General features: G+C 61.6%; 17 protein-coding genes and 3 tRNA genes. 14 read left to right on the top strand and 6 right to left on the bottom strand.

The window, feature by feature from the left end:
• Positions 1-58: 58 nt before the first annotated feature.
• The gene (gene rpsI / locus Q1V57_RS09405; protein WP_300529949.1) at positions 59-553 is read left to right on the top strand and encodes a 30S ribosomal protein S9; all 495 of its coding nucleotides are present in this window, start codon (positions 59-61) and stop codon (positions 551-553) included.
• Between the two features lie 105 nt (positions 554-658).
• Here the strand turns inward: rpsI and Q1V57_RS09400 are convergent, their stop codons facing one another.
• On the bottom strand, positions 659-1,534 hold the full coding sequence (locus Q1V57_RS09400) for a glycerophosphodiester phosphodiesterase family protein (protein ID WP_300529947.1): 876 nt from the start codon (positions 1,532-1,534) through the stop codon (positions 659-661).
• 47 nt (positions 1,535-1,581) lie between these two features.
• A complete protein-coding gene (locus Q1V57_RS09395; protein ID WP_300529945.1) occupies positions 1,582-2,496 on the bottom strand; it encodes a LysR family transcriptional regulator in 915 nt (304 codons plus the stop codon).
• 119 nt (positions 2,497-2,615) lie between these two features.
• Here Q1V57_RS09395 and Q1V57_RS09390 point away from each other — a divergent pair, with 119 nt between their 5' ends.
• The 3 genes from Q1V57_RS09390 to Q1V57_RS09380 all read left to right on the top strand — a co-directional run bounded on the left by Q1V57_RS09390 (position 2,616) and on the right by Q1V57_RS09380 (position 6,745).
• Positions 2,616-3,236, top strand: a complete 621-nt coding sequence (locus Q1V57_RS09390; RefSeq protein ID WP_300529943.1) for a class I SAM-dependent methyltransferase — start codon at positions 2,616-2,618, stop codon at positions 3,234-3,236.
• Positions 3,237-3,248: 12 nt separating this feature from the next.
• The gene (locus tag Q1V57_RS09385; protein ID WP_300529942.1) at positions 3,249-5,132 is read left to right on the top strand and encodes an ABC transporter transmembrane domain-containing protein; all 1,884 of its coding nucleotides are present in this window, start codon (positions 3,249-3,251) and stop codon (positions 5,130-5,132) included.
• Positions 5,133-5,239: 107 nt separating this feature from the next.
• Complete coding sequence (locus Q1V57_RS09380) at positions 5,240-6,745, top strand: diguanylate cyclase (RefSeq protein WP_300529940.1); 1,506 nt, start codon at positions 5,240-5,242, stop codon at positions 6,743-6,745.
• A 65-nt stretch (positions 6,746-6,810) separates the two neighbouring features.
• On the opposite strand, the gene Q1V57_RS09375 is transcribed toward Q1V57_RS09380, so the two are convergent.
• The 4 genes from Q1V57_RS09375 to phaC form a co-directional block, all read right to left on the bottom strand.
• Entirely contained in the window at positions 6,811-8,328 is a 1,518-nt protein-coding gene (locus Q1V57_RS09375; RefSeq protein WP_300529938.1) for a serine hydrolase domain-containing protein, read from the bottom strand.
• 26 nt (positions 8,329-8,354) lie between these two features.
• The gene (locus Q1V57_RS09370; RefSeq protein ID WP_300529937.1) at positions 8,355-9,995 is read right to left on the bottom strand and encodes a M56 family metallopeptidase; all 1,641 of its coding nucleotides are present in this window, start codon (positions 9,993-9,995) and stop codon (positions 8,355-8,357) included.
• Positions 9,992-10,390 carry a BlaI/MecI/CopY family transcriptional regulator gene (locus Q1V57_RS09365; RefSeq protein ID WP_300529935.1) on the bottom strand — a complete coding sequence of 133 codons (399 nt, stop codon included), beginning with the start codon at positions 10,388-10,390 and terminating at the stop codon, positions 9,992-9,994. The genes Q1V57_RS09370 and Q1V57_RS09365 overlap by 4 nt, the downstream gene beginning before the upstream one ends.
• A 123-nt stretch (positions 10,391-10,513) precedes the next feature.
• Positions 10,514-12,394 (bottom strand): class I poly(R)-hydroxyalkanoic acid synthase, encoded by a 1,881-nt coding sequence (gene phaC / locus Q1V57_RS09360; protein ID WP_300529933.1) that lies wholly within the window; start codon positions 12,392-12,394, stop codon positions 10,514-10,516.
• An 85-nt stretch (positions 12,395-12,479) separates the two neighbouring features.
• Between phaC and Q1V57_RS09355 the strand changes: the two genes are divergently transcribed.
• The 10 genes from Q1V57_RS09355 (at position 12,480) to Q1V57_RS09310 (ending at position 18,480) form a co-directional block, all read left to right on the top strand.
• The gene (locus Q1V57_RS09355) at positions 12,480-12,809 is read left to right on the top strand and encodes a hypothetical protein (RefSeq protein WP_300529931.1); all 330 of its coding nucleotides are present in this window, start codon (positions 12,480-12,482) and stop codon (positions 12,807-12,809) included.
• 69 nt (positions 12,810-12,878) lie between these two features.
• Positions 12,879-13,835, top strand: coding sequence for a class II fructose-bisphosphatase (gene glpX / locus Q1V57_RS09350; RefSeq protein ID WP_300529929.1), 957 nt, complete (start codon positions 12,879-12,881; stop codon positions 13,833-13,835).
• Between the two features lies 1 nt (position 13,836).
• Positions 13,837-15,645 carry a single-stranded-DNA-specific exonuclease RecJ gene (recJ, locus tag Q1V57_RS09345; protein ID WP_300529926.1) on the top strand — a complete coding sequence of 603 codons (1,809 nt, stop codon included), beginning with the start codon at positions 13,837-13,839 and terminating at the stop codon, positions 15,643-15,645.
• A gap of 71 nt (positions 15,646-15,716) precedes the next feature.
• Positions 15,717-15,791: transfer RNA gene (locus tag Q1V57_RS09340), tRNA-Glu, on the top strand.
• A gap of 91 nt (positions 15,792-15,882) precedes the next feature.
• Entirely contained in the window at positions 15,883-16,383 is a 501-nt protein-coding gene (locus Q1V57_RS09335; RefSeq protein ID WP_300529924.1) for a 6-carboxytetrahydropterin synthase, read from the top strand.
• Between the two features lie 380 nt (positions 16,384-16,763).
• Complete coding sequence (locus Q1V57_RS15905) at positions 16,764-17,288, top strand: cold shock domain-containing protein (RefSeq protein ID WP_366145117.1); 525 nt, start codon at positions 16,764-16,766, stop codon at positions 17,286-17,288.
• A gap of 76 nt (positions 17,289-17,364) precedes the next feature.
• Positions 17,365-17,928, top strand: coding sequence for a DUF192 domain-containing protein (locus tag Q1V57_RS09325; RefSeq protein WP_300529920.1), 564 nt, complete (start codon positions 17,365-17,367; stop codon positions 17,926-17,928).
• A 39-nt stretch (positions 17,929-17,967) separates the two neighbouring features.
• Positions 17,968-18,044: transfer RNA gene (locus Q1V57_RS09320), tRNA-Pro, on the top strand.
• A 29-nt stretch (positions 18,045-18,073) separates the two neighbouring features.
• Positions 18,074-18,379: an ETC complex I subunit gene (locus Q1V57_RS09315; protein ID WP_300529918.1), complete on the top strand. Its 306-nt coding sequence runs from the start codon at positions 18,074-18,076 to the stop codon at positions 18,377-18,379.
• Between the two features lie 24 nt (positions 18,380-18,403).
• A tRNA-Arg gene (locus Q1V57_RS09310) sits at positions 18,404-18,480 on the top strand.
• The last annotated feature ends 45 nt before the right edge of the window (positions 18,481-18,525 follow it).

Raw genomic sequence — 18,525 nt, 5'->3', positions numbered from 1 at the left:
AGCAGCCTGAAGTGATCGACTTCAAGTCCATGAACTCCAAGAACGCACGAGGCTGATGATGGCTGAAGAAGCACGCTCCCTCGAGGACCTCAAAGACGTCATCGCCGAAGGCGGCAATGACGCTGTCGAAGTCGATGTGACCCCGGCTGAGCCGCAGATCGACGAACATGGCCGCTCCTATGCCACCGGCAAGCGTAAGAACGCTGTCGCCCGTGTCTGGATCAAGCGCGGCAATGGCAAGATCACGGTCAACGGCCAGGATCAGGAAAAATACTTTGCCCGCCCGGTTCTGCGCATGTTGCTGCAGCAGCCGCTGCAGACGGCTGAGCGCGTCGACGAGTTCGACATCATCGCGACCGTCAAGGGCGGTGGCCTGTCCGGTCAGGCCGGCGCAGTCCGCCACGGCATCTCCAAGGCGCTGACCTATTTCGAACCGGGCCTGCGTCCGGTGCTGAAAGCCGGCGGCTTCCTGACCCGCGACAGCCGCGTTGTTGAGCGTAAGAAGTACGGTAAGGCCAAGGCCCGCCGTTCCTTCCAGTTCTCCAAGCGTTAATCGCTTTCAGCTCAGGCTGGAATTCAAGCGGGCGGTTCCTTGCGGAACCGCCCGTTTTGTATTTGGCCTCAGGCCTTGCTGATGACGACCAGTCGTTTGTCGACGCTAGTTGACGGTGCAGGCATCAATCTGATTTTGCAGCACGTCCGGTCCACCCAGGGCCGCGACGGCTGTTGGGACGTCGTCGACGGACAGGATTTCGATGCCTGCCTCACGGGCCTGCTGATAAATGCCGGGCGTGCCGTCTTCGAGCCGGAAGAGACCGGCTGAGGTTTCCAGCCCCCGTTCAGCCAGGACCGCGTCCTCCGCGGCGTCGGGCAGGCGCACACCGAGCCAGAGATAGACCTGGTCCAGGTCCACGCCGGCTGCAGCGAGTTCGTCCGGACGGTTCGGCGCAGACAGGGTCAGGCTGGAATCCAGGGCATGAATCTCGGCGGCCTGTTCGACCGTATAGGCGATAATCAGGGCCAGATCCTGCGCGTTCTCTGCGTGAATCGCGTCGACAATCTGCGCGATCTCGACGTTCTTCATGTCCAGGTTCAGTGCCAGTCCGGTGTCCCTTGCGGCGGCAAAAGCATCGGACAAGGTCGGAATGGTTTCCGCGACGGTATTGCCGTCATCATCGACGAGCTGCAGCCCGGCAATCTCCGACCAGTCGCGATCATCATAACGGCCCGACCCGGTCGTCGTCCGGTCCAGAGTGTCATCATGCATGAGGAAGAGCTGGCCATCGGCGGTCTGGGCGACATCAATCTCGGCATAGAGAACGCCGAGCCCGGCATTGGCGCGGATCGTCGAGATCGCATTCTCCGGCAACCCGGCCCGCGGACCGGCGCGATGGGCGGCGAGCATGGTGGCGCCGGTTTCGCGCAAGCATTCCACGATAGCGGCCGGGCGTTGGCTCAGCCCGTCATTGGCGGGCTGTCCGGCCGGGGCGCAGGCGGCGGCCAGGAGGGGAAGAAGAAGCAGGCTGTGTCGCATGAATAAACTCCGGTTTCGCGTTGTCCTGGCACCGGCTTGTGGAGCCTTCAGGACGCAGGTGCATTCTCTAGCGTCTTTTTCAGCTCCCGGGCCAGAAGGTCAAACACGATGCGGATGCGGCGGCTGGTGTTCAGTTCGCGATGGGTCACCAGCCAGATCGGTATCGGGATGCCGCCCAGCCGTCCGGGCAGTATTTCCTCGAGGTCGGGATAGAGAGAGGCGACATCGAGGGTGACGGGTGAGATGCCGAGGCCAGCGCGCGTAAGGGCCAGGATAGGCTGGCCGTTATTGGCGCTGATCTTGAAATTCTCCACGCCGATATGAACGCCCATTTCAGCAAAATACGGCAGGGACCGCTCGATTTCCCCAAAGCCCACGAACGGGTAGTTGGCGAGATCTTCAGGCGATTGCGGCCGGCCGAATTCGTCAAGAAAGCTCTTTGCGGCGAACATGCGTCCGTCCGTTTCCCCGACCAGCTTGCCGATCAGGTCGGGTTGTTCCGGCCGGGCGTGGCGGATCGCGATATCGGCTTCGCGCTTGCGCAGATCGCGCAACTCGTTGGCGGCGGTAATCTCCACCGTGATGTTCGGCGCTTCGTGGCGCAGGGTCTTCATGATCGACGGCAGAAACAATGTTGCCATTGTGTCCGTGGCCGTGATGCTGACCTGGCCCTCCACTGTGGTTGATTGCCCGGACGCGGCGAGGGAGATGCGACTGGCGGCCTCGCCCATGGCGCGGACATGATCGAGCAATTCCATCCCGGCCTGGGTGATCTGCATATTGCGCCGGTCCCGTTCGAACAGGGTGACACCGAGCGCCTCCTCCAGTGAGGCGATCTGGCGGCTCAGGGTCGGCTGTGTCTGACCCAGCGCACGAGCGGCTGCGGAAAAGGAACCTTCCTCGACGGTGGCGAGGAAGGCGCGGATTTGGTTCCAGTCAAAGGATATCGATGCCCAGTTCATGCATTTGCGTATATCAGAAAACCCGATTCCGGCAATTTATATCGATCATCTGTATATGTAAGTCAGGTGTCAGCTGATCACCGGCGCAAACACGCGCCCCGAGACAAAGAGAAATGACAATGACCTCGAGTGCAAACTGGTGGGATCGTATCGCAGAGAAATACGCCCGTTCGCCGATCGCCGATGAAGCGGCTTACCAGCGCAAGCTGGAACTGACCCGCGAACATTTCACGCCGGAAAGCGAAGTGCTGGAATTCGGTTGCGGGACAGGTGGAACAGCCATCGCCCATGCGCCCCATGTGCGCCATGTGCTGGCGACGGATATCTCCGAAGAGATGTTGAAGATCGCCCGTGACAAGGCCGCAACAGCCGGTGTCGGCAATGTGACCTTCGAACAGGCGGATTTCGATACGCTGGAGGCAGGCGAGTTTGACGCCGTTCTTGGCCTGAGCATTCTGCATCTGCTCAGCGACCCGCGGCAGGCCATCCAACGGGCCTATGAGCTGACCCGCCCGGGCGGTGTGTTTGTCAGTTCAACTGCGTGCCTGGGTGACAAGATGTGGTTTCTTCGACCGATCGCCCCCATCATGAAGCTATTCGGTGTCTTCCCGCCGGTCCTCCGATTCTTCTCGGCGCGTGAATTGCGCCGGAACATCGAGGATGCGGGCTTCGAGGTCGAATATGAGTGGCGTCCGGAAAAAGCGGTGGCGGTGTTTATCATCGCGCGGCGTCCGGACTAGGCGGAGCAAGACATGACGGCGCAGACCCGAACCCAGGCGCAACAGGCCGACCTTGATCGCGGATCCAGTTTCGCCGCGGAAATGGAGCGCGATGCCGAGCACCGCGCCAAGGCCCGCAGCGCGCAGCCGTTGAAGCGTCTGGTGCCCTATGTGCTGTCCTATCCGGGCTTGCTGGCGGCCTTCGCCTGCTTCCTCGTGATCGCGGCCTCGCTCACCCTGGTCTTGCCGGGGGCTTTCCGCCTTGTCGTCGATTGCGGCTTTGGCGGAGCGTCTGATGCCGATTTGTGCCAGGCCTTTGCCATCGGCGAGGACCTGTCCGGCTATTTCATAGCCGGGATGGTTGTCGCCTTTGCGCTCGGGCTCGCCAGCGCCTTGCGCTTCTATTTCATCTCGCGTCTGGGTGAACGGGTCGTGGCGGATTTGCGCCGTGATGTTTTTGATCACCTGGTGGGCTTGAGCCCGGCCTTTTTCGTCACCACGCGGACCGGCGAGGTGCTCTCCCGCCTGACCACCGATACGACCTTGATCCAGACCGTTGTCGGGTCATCGATTTCTGTTGCCCTGCGGACCGTGGCGACAACGTTGGGTGCCTTGATCTTGATGATAGTGGTGAATTGGCAATTGGCGGCCTTGGTGTTGGGGCTTGGCCCGTTGATCATCCTGCCGATCTTGATGTTTGGCCGCCGGGTTCAGCGCCTGTCACGCTCGAGCCAGGACAATCTCGCCGATGCTTCGGCCCGGGCCAGTGAAAGCCTGATGGCTCTCGAAACCGTCCAGGCTTTCACCCGCGAACGTGAGGAAAAAAGCAGTTTTGCCGGGGCCGTGGAAAGCACGTTCAAGGTTTCCATGCGGCGGGTCACAGTGCGCGCGGCCATGACCGCTGTCATCTTCACTGTCATCCTGACCGGACTGATCGCCGTGCTCTGGTTCGGCGCCGTGCAGGTGCAGAGCGGGGCAATTACCCCGGGCGCCATGACCCAGTTCGTCATGTACGCCTTTGTCGCGGTAAGCGGTGTCGGCATGCTCACGGAGACCTATGCCGAGGTGATGCGGGCCGCCGGTGCCACCGAACGGCTGATGGAATTGCTGTCGGCCCAATCCGATATCGAGGCGCCGGCGACGCCGTCGCGCCTGCCCGATCCGGTGATGGGGGAGATACGGTTTGAAGGCGTCGATTTCGCCTATCCGGCCCGTCCTGACACCCCGGTGCTGCGCGGCCTTGATCTGGATATCCAGCATGGCGAAACCATCGCCCTGGTGGGGCCGTCCGGCGCTGGCAAATCTACCGTATTTCAGCTGCTCCTGCGCTTTTATGACCCGCAGTCCGGGCGGGTCCTGGTCGATGGCGTCGACGTGGCCGCGCTGGACCCCAAAGCCTTGCGCGGTGCGCTTGCCGTGGTGCAGCAGAACGCGCCGCTGTTTTCCGGCACGGTTGCCGACAATATCCGTTTCGGCCGTCCTGATGCGAGCCTTGAAGCCGTTGTCGAGGCCGCCAAGGCGGCGAATGCCCACGAATTCATCGAGCGTCTGCCGGAGGGGTATGACACCGGGCTGGGTGAGGGAGCTGCGACGCTTTCCGGCGGTCAACGACAGCGCCTTGCGATTGCCCGGGCGATCTTGCGCGACGCGCCTGTTCTGTTGCTGGACGAGGCCACCAGCGCGCTCGATTCCGAGAGTGAGCAGGTCATCCAGCAGGCCTTCGAACGCGTCTCGCAAGACCGGACCACGCTGGTGATCGCCCACCGGCTCGCCACTGTGCGAAACGCTGACCGGATTGTCGTCATGGAAGACGGTCAGATTGTCGATATCGGCCGGCATGAGGACTTGCTGGCGCGGGGCGGGCTTTATGCCCGCTATATCGAGCTGCAATTCGGTGAGAGCCTGACCGAGGCCTGACAGGGCGAACGGTTCGCTTGCAGTGTTAAATTATGCGGTTAGTGGCTTGCGAAACCCTCCCTTAAGCATGTGAACCCCACGGTCAGCTTGAATGTGGAGCTGACCCAATGCCATCAACCCCGGAATTGAGCCCGGAAGAAATCCGCCGCATGCGTCTTGTCGTCGAGCATGCGACGGATGTGATCGTGCTGACCGATACGGACGGGTTGATCACCTGGACCAACCCGGCTTTCACCAAGCTGACAGGGTTTTCCGGCGAGGAAGCCCTGGGTCAAAAGCCCGGTGATATGCTGCAGGGCGAGGCGACGTGTCAGACGACGCGCCAGCAGATTTCCGAGGCGCTGAAATCCCGCGTGCCGATCACAACGGAGATCGTCAATTACACCAAGGCGGGCGAGCTCTACTGGGTCGAGCTCAACATTATTCCGATCTATGACGAGAATGGGCAGCACATCAATTTCATGTCGATCGAGCGCGAGATTTCCGAGCGCAAGGACATGGAGTTTCAGCAAAACCTGCAGGCCATGCAGGACAAGGCGCGCCGTGACGAACGCCGTCTACTCAGCCAGATCGGCGAGTGGCTGCATGCCTGCAAGTCTGTTGATGAGCTGCTGGATGTGATCTCCAGCGGGCTGGCCAAACTCTTGCCGGGTACGTCTGGCGGTCTCTTCCTGTATTCCAATTCGCGCGATGTGCTGGAGGATGTGTGCCGCTGGAATTCCGGTGCAACCGGCGCCGCGATCGAACCGGATGATTGCTGGGCGCTGCGCCGTGGCCGCTCCTATGCCTATGGCACGGCCGAGCTGAACTATGCCTGCCACCACGTCACCGAGGAGCCGACCGCGCCCTATATCTGCATCCCGGTCATCGCGCATGGTGATGCCATCGGACTGCTGCATGTTGCGCTGGATTACATGGCTCTGCACGAGGCCCGCCAACCGGAACAGGAAGCAGAAATCATCATCAAGCGTGAGCTTGCCTTGACCTGTGCCGAACAGATTAGTCTCGCCCTGGCCAATGTCCGGCTACGCGATGAATTGCGGGATCAATCCGTGCGGGATCAGCTGACCGGCCTGTTTAACCGTCGCTGGTTCCTGGAGCAGTGCCGGCGCGAGATCCAATACGCCCAGCGCCATAAATCGCCCTTCACGCTGATCGCCTTCGATGTCGATCACTTCAAGGCCTTCAATGATAATTACGGTCACGATGCCGGGGACATGGTGCTGCGTGAAGTTGGTGAGGCACTGGCTTCCTATGCCACGACGGGCAGCACGGCCTGTCGACTGGGCGGGGAGGAGTTTTCGGTGATCTGCCCTGGAATGGACAGCGCTGCTGCGGCCGATCTGGCCGAGGAATTGCGGGCCGCCATCGCCCGGATATCCATCTCCTACGGGGCCGGGAAACTGCCGCGCATCACCATGTCCGCCGGTATCGCGCAACTCGGCCAGCCGGCCAATACCGTGCAAGACCTGATGAAGACGGCCGATCAGGCCCTTTATGAGGCCAAACGCCTCGGTCGCGATCAGGTCGCTATTGCAAATGCCGATGATCCGCTGGAGGACATGGCCGCAGAGCTGCAGGACATGTCGGACAAGCTTCGCGACGCGTCCTGAGCGCGTCGCCAGCGCCCTGAAACTAGAGACGGGAGCCATATGCCCCCGTCTCATTAGAGCAACACCTACTGTCGTTCGTAGCGCGATCGTGCATTGGGCATGTGCAGGGTCATCGCGCCGCTCTGCCCGAAGGCGTCGCGGTGAAATTCCACCTCTGCGATCCCGTCGCGCAGATTAAATGCTGTGATCAGGAAACGATTGGGCGCGGTCGCGATAAGCTCGATCGTCTGGTCGCTGCCTTCCCGCGCCAGGACGAGTTCGCCCTCTTGCATGGAGACGATCAGGCCCTGGTCGAAAAACCCGTTGATCACCTGCTCGCGCTGATCGCGGGGGAAGTCTGCATCAACTGCATAGGTCCCGGTATAGCTTTGCAGCTGCGCTGCCGGGAGGTTGAGCGCGGGCAAATAGACCGGCGTGTTGATCTCCCAGTCCATGGTATCGGCCACCGCATTGCGGATCTCGGTGTAAAGCGCACTCCCGCGCGAGCCATTGGTCAGCACGACCAGCCCGTCGCCGGTGGCCAGATGACCCTCGATCCAGGTCTGATAGGAGTTATTGGCGCCGCCATGATGAAAAAAGAGGCCGGCGCCTGCGCCCGAAAGGCGCGGGCCGAGGCCGTGTTCGCTGGGTGAGACCTTGGTCATCATGTCCGTGGCCAGGTCCTGCGGTAGGAATCCATCCGGGCTGCGATAGCTCTCGATCAGCGCGACGACGAGCGCCCCGAGGTCATTGGCACTGGTCCACATGCCGGATGCGGCCAACTCGGCCATGGCCTCATAACCGCGGGGCAAGGCGGCCGGGGCGCCATCTCGACCGTGGGCATAGGCGATATCGCCATGACCCTCGGGCAGCGGATTGGCAAATGTGGTCCGGTGCATGCCCAGCGGCTCAAACAAAACGGATTGGGCGGCTTCTTCGAACCCGGTTTCAAGCCGGTCCGCGATGACCTGTTCCGCGAGCGTGTAGCCACCGCCGGAATAGCGATACCCGCTTCCCGGCGCTGCCAGCAGGGTCAGGGCACCCTGGCGCGCGGGCCCGGTGCCGTTGAGGGTTTCAATCCGGCTCGGCATAGGCTGGCCGGGCTGGAAATCGGGAAAGCCGTGCAGGTTGAAGCCGGCTGTATGCGAGAGGATGGTGCGCAGGGTGACCTGGTCCTCGTCATATTCGGGCTGATCGGCCAGTGCCCAGCGGGTCAGATAGGTGCTGACCGGTTGGTCAATATCGATACGACCCTCGGCCTGCAGAGCCAGGACCATGGCGGCAGTGGCGATCTTGCTGACCGAGCCGGCGGAAAAGACGCTGTCGGCCGTGATCGGCAGATCCGAGCCGGCCCGGGCCGTGCCAAAGCCAGCGGCATAAACAACCTCGCCGTCTTCAAGGATCGCGATGGCCATGCCGGGCACGTTATGGGCCGCCATGCGCTCGGCCAGGGTGTGGCGCTCGATTACCGTGCCGACGGTGTAGCGGTCGCGCAATTGGTCGCTGAAATCGGCGGGGTTGTTTTGGGCGAGGACACCGGAATTCAGGGTGAGCGCGGCCATCCCGGCGAGCGCGGTGCTCGCCAGACAGTTAGAAAAAGTCATGGAATTACTCCTGATGTGTAGGGGTGTTAGCGGGTCGGCGGACGGTGTGCCGCGCCGTGTTCTTCAAGCCAGCGCAGCATTCCGCGCTGATTATGCCGCTGCGCTTCGCTCAACGCCGAGCGATAGATGGCATCGCCGCGCCGGTCGGTCGCCGGGACAGTCAAAGACAGATCAGCACCGGCCTCCAGCAGCAGTTCAGCCATTTCGACATGGCCGCGCCGGGCCGCATTGATCAGTGGGGTTTCATCTGCCGGGGCAAAGCCGTTTGTATCGGCACCGGCCTCAAGCAGTCTGGCGGCGACATCGAGATGATTGCCGGCGGCGGCCTGGATCAGGGCGGTTCCATCTCCCGGGGCAATCAGGTCCGGATTGGCGCCGGCTTCCAGCAGGGTCGTGAGCAGGCGCATATTGCCTTGGCGGGCGGCTTCGATCAGCGCGCTGCCATCGCCGCGGCTGGCGAGGTTCGGGTTGGCTCCCGCTTCCAGCAGGCGATCGACCATGCCGTCCCGGCGCATGCGCACCGCGGCAATCAGCGCCGTGCCATCGCCCGGGGAAACGCTGTCGGGATCCATGCCCTGTTCCAGCAGCCGATCGAGGCTTTGCATGTCGCCGCGCTCGACCGCATCGATCAGCCGCGACGCAGAGCCGGAGCTGGCGATCGCGCCGGTGAAATCGGCCAGCTTGTCGAGCCGGTCGGGGTCAATCTCGATCGCAGCGCCAACGCGCGGGGTCGCGACCAGGGCCAGGGCGGCCAGGGCCGGAAGGATAAGGGGAAGTTTCATGAGCACTGCCTTGTTGGAGGAGGGTTTGAGGGCTGCGAGGTATTGGATGCGCTGGGACAGCGCCGTGCGGCGCCCGGCAATCGCCAGCGCCAGGGCCGGGCCGCGCACCTGGCGTTCGGCGGCGTCGAGCAGGGCGTGAGCCATGACCAGCGGTTCGCCGGTTTGCTCGGCGGCGTAACGATCACACAGGCTTTCCCGGCTCTTGCTCAAAATGGGACGCAGAAGAAAAACCGGCACCAGCCACCAGAACACCGCGGCCATGACGCGCTCGACCAGCACGGTCCAGGTGTCGCGACGTTGCAGGTGGGCGATTTCGTGTTCCAGCACGGCGCGGCTACCGGGCGCCTCGCTGTCATAGTCCTGCGGCAGATAGACGACGGGGCGCAGATAGCCCGCCAGCATCGGCTCTGGAACATCGGCCGACAGACGGGTCTCAACCGTGTGCGAGAGAGTGGAAATCCGGCCGATCACTGTCTCTTCACTGCGAACCAGCAGGCGCCGCAGGCTGTAAAGATCGCGTCCGAGGACAATCAGCAAGGCGAGGCTGACAGCGGCCCACAAAGCCAACAGACCAGGCGCAATCCAGGCGGACAGATCAAGGCCAGGCTGCGCCGTTGCCAGATCGCCGGGCCGGTAGGCCACACCGGCCGTGGCGGGAATGGCTGCGCTTACCGTATCGATGTGTCGCGGCAGGAACTCGATCGAGCGCGGCATCAACGCGATCAGGAAAACCAGCGGACCGGTCAAAAGGGCTGCGAGGGCAAAATCGTGGCGCTGCTGGACATGGCTGGCCGGGGCGAACCGGTCATAGCCGATCAGCAGCCCGGTCATGGCGAGCGAAGCCAGGAGTCCGGATCCGGCAGCGGGAAGCAGGATGTCGCTCATTTGCCATCCTCCTTGCGGCCTTGCTGCTCGATCAGATGGGCGCGCAAGGCCTCGATATCATCCAGGCTGAGTTTTTCATCCTCGATCAAATGCTGGGCGAGGGCCTGGGGTGAGCCGGAGAACAGATTGTCGACCAGCCGGCCGAGGGCGGATTTCTGAGCCCCGCTGCGCGAGACGGCCGGCGCGTAGATATGCGCCCGGCCATCCTTGCGGAAGGTGACATGGCCTTTCTCCGCCATGATGCGCACCGTGGTCAGAACCGTGGTGTAAGCCAGCCCGTGAGCGGCTTCGAGAGCCTCGGTAAGCTGGCGTACGCTGGCTTCGCCGCGTTCCCAGAGCACATCCATAATACGCTGCTCGGCGTCGGTCAGTTGAGGCGAGGCAGGTCGCGGCATCGACTAATTCCTTAGTTGTTCAATCTGAACCTAGCGAAAGGCCCCGATCAATCAACTAACAAATTAGTAGGATTGAAAGCGGGACAGGGCATGCGCCTGTCCCGCCAACCGAAATGACGCGTATTACTCCGCCGGTTCCGCCTGTTTATTGCCCGCGGGAGCATCGGAACGGACCAGAACATTCTCGCCCGGTGCTTTGCGAATGACAGCGAGATTGCCGTCACCGGGAACCCGCGCGGGAACGTTCTCGCCGGAGCGTTCATAGAGCCAGCCACGCCAGTCGAGCCACCAGGAGCCGGGGTGTTCCTCAGCATCGGCGATCCATTCATCCACCGTGTCGGGCAGGGCGTCATTGGTCCAGTGCTGGTATTTATTGGCATCGGGATGGTTGATCACTCCGGCGATATGGCCCGAACCGGCCATCATGAAGCGCACCGGGCCGCCAAAGCGCTTGGCGCCTTTGTAGACGGAAGGGTAGGGCGCGATGTGATCATCGCGCGAGGCCTGCATGTAGATGGGGGTCTTCACTGCGCCGAGGTCAAGCTTGACATTATCCATGCTCAGCTCGCCCTTCGAGAGGCGGTTATTCTTGTACATGTTGTCTAGATACCAAAGGTGCAGCGCCTTGGGCATGCGCGTCTGGTCGGCATTCCAGAACAACAGATCAAAGGCCTGCGGCTGTCGACCGAGCAGGTAGTTATTGATGGTGAAGGACCACACCAGATCGTTTGACCGGAGCAGGTTGAACGTGTCCGCCATGGTCCGACCGTCGAGCACGCCGCCCTGGGCGTCCATCAGGCGCTCGATCTCCTTCATCCATTCATCATCGATGAAGAGCAGGAGATCGCCGGCCAGTTCGAAATCGGTCTGGGCGGCAAAGAAGGTGGCAGAGGCAATGCGCTCGGGCTTGCCCGTGGCTTCCAGATAGGCCAGGGCCGAGGCCAGCATGGTCCCGCCGACACAATAGCCCACCGTGTTTACCGAGGTTTCCCCGGTCGCTTCCTCGATCGCGTCAATCGCAGCGAAGAGGCCTTCATGCATGTAGTCTTCGAAAGTCTTGTCCTTGAGCTCCGGGCCCGGATTGACCCAGGAGATGAGGAAGACGGTAAAGCCCTGCTTGGTCAGCCAGCGCACCATCGAGTTCTTTTCGCGCAGATCGAGGATGTAGTATTTATTGATCCAGGGCGGCGCGATCAGCAGCGGGCGCTGTTTCACCGTCTCGGTGGTCGGCTCGTACTGGATCAGCTCGATGATATCGTTCTGGAACACGACCTTGCCCGCGGTCGTGGCGATATCCTCACCCACCTTGAAGCCTTCCATATCGGTCTGGGTCAGGGCGAGGCGTCCCTTGCCCTTTTCCAGATCCGCCATGAGGTGCTTGAGCCCGCGGGTAAGGTTTTCACCCCGGCTCTGCATGGTCTCGCGCAGAACGTCCGGATTGGTCAGCGCAAAATTGGTTGGCGCCAGCGCGTCTGTCATCTGCTTGGTGAGAAATTCGACTTTTCGCTTGGTCCGCTCGTCAACGCCGTCGACCCCGCGTACGAGCCCCATCAAGAAATGCTGATTGAGCAGATAGGACTGTTTGATCGCATCGAAGACCGGGTTCTCGCTCCAGTCCTTGGAGCGCCAGCGTTTATCGCCGGGTTCCGGCTTGATCGCGGGATCCACATCCCCGGTGACGACACGTTTGGTCGTATTGGTCCACAGATCGAGATAGCCCTTCATCAAATCGGCCTGTGCCTGCATGACCAGTTCAGGGTGCGAGACGATCTCGGTCCAGACTTCGCCAAATTCCGGTGCAGAATGAAACGGGTCGGCTTGCGGCATGACCGGGTCGCCTTCCAGTGCCTTGGCCATCACATCAGACATCAGCTTCTGAGATTTCAGTGAGGCCTGCATGAGATTGCGCGACACCTGGTCGAGGGTTTCCATGTCCTTCTCGGTCAGATCCGTCCAGCTGGGACCCTGGCCATTGCCATTATCGGTGGAGTCCGTCTTGCTCATGAGCAAATCCTTCTGCAGAGGGAGTGGTATGCGCGGTCACGAGCGTATAGAAAGCAGAAACACGCGCCTCGCGCGAGGAGATATCATGAAGTTCGTGCCTGTTTTCAGCATTTTTTCGGTCGTGCTTGCCGGCTGCTCGACACTCGATATGCCCGTTATTGAAGGCTCCAATGCCGAGTGGATCGAAGAGCGCCGCCTGGAGCGTCAAGGCGAGGGCGCCGCGCCGGTGAGTGTCCCGGTCTATGAGTCGAGCCCGATCATCCGCAGCCATATGAATGTGCGCATGATTGAAGTGCTCGAGCAGCGCGATGCGCTGATTGCCGAATCCGAAGAACTCGACGATGAGGCGGGAGCCGATACGGAGGAGTTTCTTCGCAATGGCCAGGCCCGCACAACACCGCCGCAAGGGGATTGAACCGGAACGCCTGTTACCGGTAACATCAGTTAAGGGCGGCGCGTTCGCCGCAAGAGGGAGACATCCGAGATGAGCGATACGCAATCGCTGAGCAATCTGGCTATGGGCGCTGTGCGCGCCGCTGAAGCTGCGGCGATCGCCGCTTATGACTGGATCGGCCGTGGCGAAAAGGAATCGGCAGACCAGGCAGCTGTTGACGCGCTGCGCACCGGGCTCAATGCCATGGCCATGAAAGGCCGCATCGTCATCGGTGAGGGCGAGCGCGACGAAGCGCCGATGCTGTTCATCGGTGAGGAAGTCGGAACCGGTGAGGGCCCGGCCATTGATATCGCGCTGGACCCGCTGGAGGGGACCACGCTGACGGCGAAAAACATGCCGAACGCACTGGCTGTGCTGTCCCTGAGCCCGCGTGGCGGCCTGTTGCACGCGCCGGATACCTATATGGACAAGATTGCGGTTGGGCCGGGCCTGCCTGCCGGCGTTGTCGATATCGACGCCAATCCGGAAGAGAACGTCATCAATCTGGCCAAGGCCAAAGGTGTGTCGCCGTCCGAGATCACTGTCTGTGTGCTCGAGCGCGAACGTCACCAGTATATCATTGATGGCGTCAAGGCTGCGGGCGCCCGGGTCCGGATGATTTCCGATGGCGATGTCGCTGGTGCTATGGGCGTTTCCGGTCTCGGTACCCAGGTCGACATGTATATCGGCCAGGGCGGGGCGCCTGAGGGCGTGCTCGCCGCTTCGGCGCTGCGCTGTATTGGTGGTCAGATGCAGGCCCGCCTGTTCTTCCGCAATGATGATGAGCGTGCCCGTGCGGCCCGGGTCGGCGTGACGGATCTTGATCGCAAATACGACCTCACCGAGCTGGCATCGATGGAGTGCCTCTTCGTGGCCACGGGCGTAACCGCCGGTGATCTCGTCGATGGCGTGTCCAAATCCGGCTCTCTGGTGACCACGGAAACGCTGCTGCTCGACAGCACGGATAACTCCGTGCGCCGTATCCGGACCGATCGTCCGCTGGGCTGAGGTGGACGACACCCTCGAGATGGACCAGTCGCAGGACGCCCCGCTATTGGGCGTCTCTGCTTCCCTGTTGGGGAAGTCCTGGCGCCTGCGCACCGGTTCGGAAGATGATGTCAGCCGTATCGTGCGCGAGCAGCGCATCGAGGATGTGTTGGCGCGCCTCATCGTCGCCCGGGGCATCGGGCCGGATGATGCGGCCCGCTTCCTGACGCCCAGGCTGAAGGACTATTTCCCCGACCCGTCCAGCTTTGCCGATATGGACAAGGCCGCCAGCCTCCTGTGGGACGCGCTGGAGGCCAAGCGTTCGATTGCTGTTTTCGCCGATTATGATGTCGACGGGGCGACCTCGGCGGCGCAGTTGATCCGCTGGATGCGCACGCAGGGCGCCGCGCCCCGCCATTACGTTCCGGACCGGATCGAGGAAGGCTATGGGCCGAACATCGCGGCTTTCGAGCGGCTGCACCAGGACGGGGTAGAGCTCGTCATTACGGTGGATTGCGGCGCGGCCGCGCACAGCGCGCTGGAGGCAGCGGCCGGGATCGGTCTCGAGGTTATTGTCGTTGATCACCATTTGATGGACGGGGCATTTCCGCCTTCAGCGGCTCTGGTCAATCCCAATCGACCGGACGATCAGTCCGATTGCGGGCATATGGCCGCGGCCGGGGTGACCTACATCCTGCTGGCCGCGCTTAACCGCGAAGGCCGCCGCCGTGGCCATATCGATCAATCCAATGCCCCCGACTTGCTGGCCTTTGCCGACCTGGCCGCCTTGGGAACGGTCTGTGACGTTGTGCCCTTGACCGGCATCAACCGGGCGATTGTTGCGCAAGGCCTGAAAGTGATGAGTCGCTGGGACCAGACCGGTCTGGCGGCCCTGGCTGAAATCGCCGGCATATCGGAGCCGGCCAGTGTCTACCACGCCGGTTTTCTGCTCGGACCGCGCATCAATGCCGGCGGCCGTGTTGGTCAGGCCGATCTCGGCGTGCAGCTATTGACCACCGACAGCAGCGAGGATGCCACCCGCCACGCTCGTCGTCTTGACCTCTCCAATACGGAACGGCGCGCCATTGAGGCTGAGGTGCTGGATGCCGCGATTGCCCAGGTCGAACGCCAGGGGGCTGACCGCGCTGTTCTGGTCGCGGCAGGAGAGGGATGGCACCCCGGTGTCATCGGCGTCGTAGCCGGGCGTATCAAGGAACGCTTCGACAAACCGTCCATCGTCATTGGCATCGATCGCGACGCCCAGCCTGCAGTGGGCAAGGGATCGGGGCGCTCAGTGCCGGGTGTCAATCTGGGCGGCGCCATCGCGGCCGCTCGCGAAGCCGGTCTGCTGCTCTCCGGAGGTGGACACGCCATGGCCGGCGGGCTCACCGTCAATCCGGACGCGATTAATGCACTGATTGAATTTCTCGATGCCCGGCTGGCGCCGGAGCTGGCGGCCGCGGAAGACGCCCGCACGCGCTGGATTGACGGCATTTTGAGCCCAGCCGCGGCGACGCTGGATCTTTGCCGCAGTATCGAAACCCTTGGGCCGTTCGGTCAGGGCAATCCGGAGCCGCGCTTTGTCATGCCCGATGTCCGGGTGACCTATGCCAAGCGCGTCGGCAGCGACCATGTTCGCGCCAGCCTCGAGGGATCCGACGGTGCCCGGGTGGCTGCGATCGGTTTCCGCCTCGCCGATCTGCCTGCAGGAGAGGCTTTGCTGCGGGCGAGTGATCAGCGACTGCACATTGCCGGACGGCTGAAAATCAATGCCTGGCAAGGCCGCGAGAGCGTTCAACTGCAAATCGAGGACATCGCACCTGCGAATTGATGTGCTTTTTTCAGCTCAAGCGCTTGCAAGGCCCGAACAACTTTTTTATATCACCGGCCTCACATCGATGCGGTCCCTTCGTCTATCGGTTAGGACGCCAGGTTTTCAACCTGGAAAGAGGGGTTCGATTCCCCTAGGGACTGCCATCGATGCGAATTTCAGCCAGCCATGTTATGTCCGCTCTGGCCGCGCTTCGCGAGCGCAGCGGCTATGGCTCTGACAGGACGCAGGTTGGATATGGCGCATCTCTCTACCAAGACCTATGGCAATGAACGCGGGTTATCCTGCACCTCTCGCCAATGGGCGGCGGATAGCGATTGCCACCTGCTGCACGGCTATTCCTTTGGCTTCCACTTCGTTTTTGCGGCTGAACAGCTCGACAAGCGCGGTTGGGTCCTGGATTTCGGCAAGGGCGGCTTCGGACATATTCGCGACTGGTTGCACGAAATGTTCGATCACACCCTGCTGGTTGCCGAGGACGATCCGGAGCGCGCAGCGCTGGAAGCGCTGGGCGAGCGCGGTATTGCCCGGGTTCGTATCGTATCCGGAACCAGCTGTGAGCGCATGGCCGAGATGACCTTCCATAAGGCTGATGAGATCCTGCAACGCCTGACGGGGGGGCGGTGCTGGGTTGAATCAGTGGAATGCTCCGAGCACGGCTCTAACAGCGCCATCTATCGCAGTGCCAAGGCCGTGGCCCGGTTGGCAGAGGCGGAAGCGCTGGCGACTCGCCTTTGAGGTGAGGCTGCAATGGGTGGCGTCATGAAAGCGCCCGAATCGCATTGAAAATCTCGCACTTTTTGTCTGATTTGCCCTCAGAAACCACACGGAATGGTGGAGTTGTGTGTTTTGTACACGTCAAAAACGGCGGTTTTCCACAGAATTAATTCCCCTTTTAGGAGAAAAATACACATTACCGCCACGTAATGAGAGACCCATCTCCTTGCGGGCGGTTCGCGTCCTAAACACAATATCTTGTGTTAATTGTCTTGCGAATGGCTTTCAGTATCATCATGTAGCGGAGGCGAAAAGCAACCAAATGAGTGATTTACCTTCTCTTAACTTTTGAAATTGTGTAAAACCTTTCGCTCGAGGGTTGTCTATGCGAGCGAAAAGTTATGGTTCTGGCTCATGAAGTATTCGACGACACAGAGGTTGTTCGTCTCGAAGGCCGCGTAAAATGGTATGATCCTGCACGCGGATATGGATTTATCGACGCAACTGACGGATTGGGGGACATCCTCCTCCATGCAAGTTGTCTCCGACGATTTGGTCAGGGGCCCGCACTGCCCAACGCAAGTGTAATTTGCAAAGCTGTCAAAGGCGACAAAGGTCGGCAGGCGATTGAAATCGTCGAAATGACCGGTGGCGATGAGCAGGCTCCGGCCCGGCCACGGCGTTTCCATCCCAATGCCGGGATCAATGCCCCGTTTTGCAGTGCGATTGTGAAATGGTTTGACGCATTGCGCGGTTATGGTTTCGTCACCTGTGACGAGGTTGAGGGAGATGTCTTCCTCCACGCCGCGACACTGCGCCGGGCAGGGGTGGATGAAATCCAGCCTGGAGAAGTGGTGCAGGTCCGTTGCGTCGAGGGGCCCAAAGGGGCCCTGGCGGCCGAAATCCGGGTCGGCGCGCCGGTCTAGCTGCAACTGCACAAGCCCGCCGGGCTCCAGGGTCGAGTGATTGCCTCGGCTCCAGAGCTTGGCTAGCTTGCGGCTCATGAAAAGCCTTCTTCTTTCTGCCCTGCTGCTCGGTGGCGCTGCCGTCACGCAGCCCGAACCGTCGGCCGAATCGGCTGCGGATATTCCTGCAACCGAGATTGCCGAGGTCGTGTTTGGTGCGGCTGAACCCGTCATCATTGAAACCGGTGGCGCAACGCATACGATTTCGGCAGAGATCGCCGAAACCCAGGAGCAATTGGCGCGCGGCCTGATGTATCGCGACAGCCTGGCCGACGATGCGGGCATGCTGTTCCGCTACGAGCCGGCTCAGCGCGCCTCGATGTGGATGGAAAACACGCTCATCCCGCTCGACATGATTTATATCGACAGCGATGGCCTGGTTGTGAAAGTGATCGCCCATGCCCAGCCGCAGACGCGCCGATCGCTGACATCGGACCATGTTGTTGTCGGCGTGCTTGAGCTGGCCGGCGGGCAATCAATTGAACGCGGCATCGGCCCGGGGGCCATCGTTCGCCACCGCTTCTTCAATAATGTGGAAACCGCCACAGCCGAGGATGCTGTGGATGAAACTGCGTCTGGAGCAGTCACGGACGAGCCCTAGTCTTGCCATTGGGCAAGACCGCTTCCATAAGGGCAATAACGGGGCGTAGCGCAGCCTGGTAGCGCATCTGGTTTGGGACCAGAGGGTCGCAAGTTCGAATCTTGCCGCCCCGACCATCGCAAATCTCTTGGGATTGGAGACATCGATGTTTGCAAAAATCTATCGGCCGGCGCGTAGCGCCATGCAGTCCGGTCGCGCGAAGTCGAAGCAGTGGATCCTGGAGTTCCGTCCGGAGATGGCCCGCCGTCCCGATCCCTTGATGGGATGGACGTCGAGCTCGGACATGCGCAGTCAGGTCCAGCTCAATTTCGATAGCAAGGAAGAGGCGATGGCCTACGCCAAGCGCCAGGGCATTCCTTTCCAGGTTTCCGAACCGCAAGCGGCCAAGCGCTACGAGAAGTCCTACGCGGCGAATTTCTCCGCCGATCGCAAACAGCCCTGGTCGCACTAGACCAGCCTGCCGGCCCGGCGCTCAGCCTCCGTAGCTCAACCGGATAGAGCACCCGCCTTCTAAGCGGATGGTTGCAGGTTCGAGTCCTGCCGGAGGCGCCATTCTCCTGAACTTGGACGCCATGCTGCGACGATTTTGCGTCCTAT

Source organism: Maricaulis sp. (assembly GCF_030149425.1).
Lineage (GTDB): Bacteria > Pseudomonadota > Alphaproteobacteria > Caulobacterales > Maricaulaceae > Maricaulis.
Note: the sequence above shows the minus strand (reverse complement) of the source record. Positions and strands in the feature narration are given on the sequence as shown.

Bases quoted from the DNA above. Each gene is read 5' to 3' on its own strand.
- Q1V57_RS09400 (WP_300529947.1), bottom strand. From the start codon at position 1,534: ATGCGACACAGCCTGCTTCTTCTTCCCCTCCTGGCCGCCGCCTGCGCC.
- Q1V57_RS09385 (WP_300529942.1), top strand. From the start codon at position 3,249: ATGACGGCGCAGACCCGAACCCAGGCGCAACAGGCCGACCTTGATCGC.
- Q1V57_RS09390 (WP_300529943.1), top strand. From the start codon at position 2,616: ATGACCTCGAGTGCAAACTGGTGGGATCGTATCGCAGAGAAATACGCC.
- glpX (WP_300529929.1), top strand. From the start codon at position 12,879: ATGAGCGATACGCAATCGCTGAGCAATCTGGCTATGGGCGCTGTGCGC.
- Q1V57_RS09370 (WP_300529937.1), bottom strand. From the start codon at position 9,995: ATGAGCGACATCCTGCTTCCCGCTGCCGGATCCGGACTCCTGGCTTCG.
- Q1V57_RS09365 (WP_300529935.1), bottom strand. From the start codon at position 10,390: ATGCCGCGACCTGCCTCGCCTCAACTGACCGACGCCGAGCAGCGTATT.
- Q1V57_RS09380 (WP_300529940.1), top strand. From the start codon at position 5,240: ATGCCATCAACCCCGGAATTGAGCCCGGAAGAAATCCGCCGCATGCGT.
- Q1V57_RS09375 (WP_300529938.1), bottom strand. From the start codon at position 8,328: ATGACTTTTTCTAACTGTCTGGCGAGCACCGCGCTCGCCGGGATGGCC.
- Q1V57_RS09325 (WP_300529920.1), top strand. From the start codon at position 17,365: ATGAAAAGCCTTCTTCTTTCTGCCCTGCTGCTCGGTGGCGCTGCCGTC.
- Q1V57_RS15905 (WP_366145117.1), top strand. From the start codon at position 16,764: ATGGTTCTGGCTCATGAAGTATTCGACGACACAGAGGTTGTTCGTCTC.
- rpsI (WP_300529949.1), top strand. From the start codon at position 59: ATGGCTGAAGAAGCACGCTCCCTCGAGGACCTCAAAGACGTCATCGCC.
- Q1V57_RS09335 (WP_300529924.1), top strand. From the start codon at position 15,883: ATGGCGCATCTCTCTACCAAGACCTATGGCAATGAACGCGGGTTATCC.
- phaC (WP_300529933.1), bottom strand. From the start codon at position 12,394: ATGAGCAAGACGGACTCCACCGATAATGGCAATGGCCAGGGTCCCAGC.
- Q1V57_RS09395 (WP_300529945.1), bottom strand. From the start codon at position 2,496: ATGAACTGGGCATCGATATCCTTTGACTGGAACCAAATCCGCGCCTTC.
- Q1V57_RS09355 (WP_300529931.1), top strand. From the start codon at position 12,480: ATGAAGTTCGTGCCTGTTTTCAGCATTTTTTCGGTCGTGCTTGCCGGC.
- Q1V57_RS09315 (WP_300529918.1), top strand. From the start codon at position 18,074: ATGTTTGCAAAAATCTATCGGCCGGCGCGTAGCGCCATGCAGTCCGGT.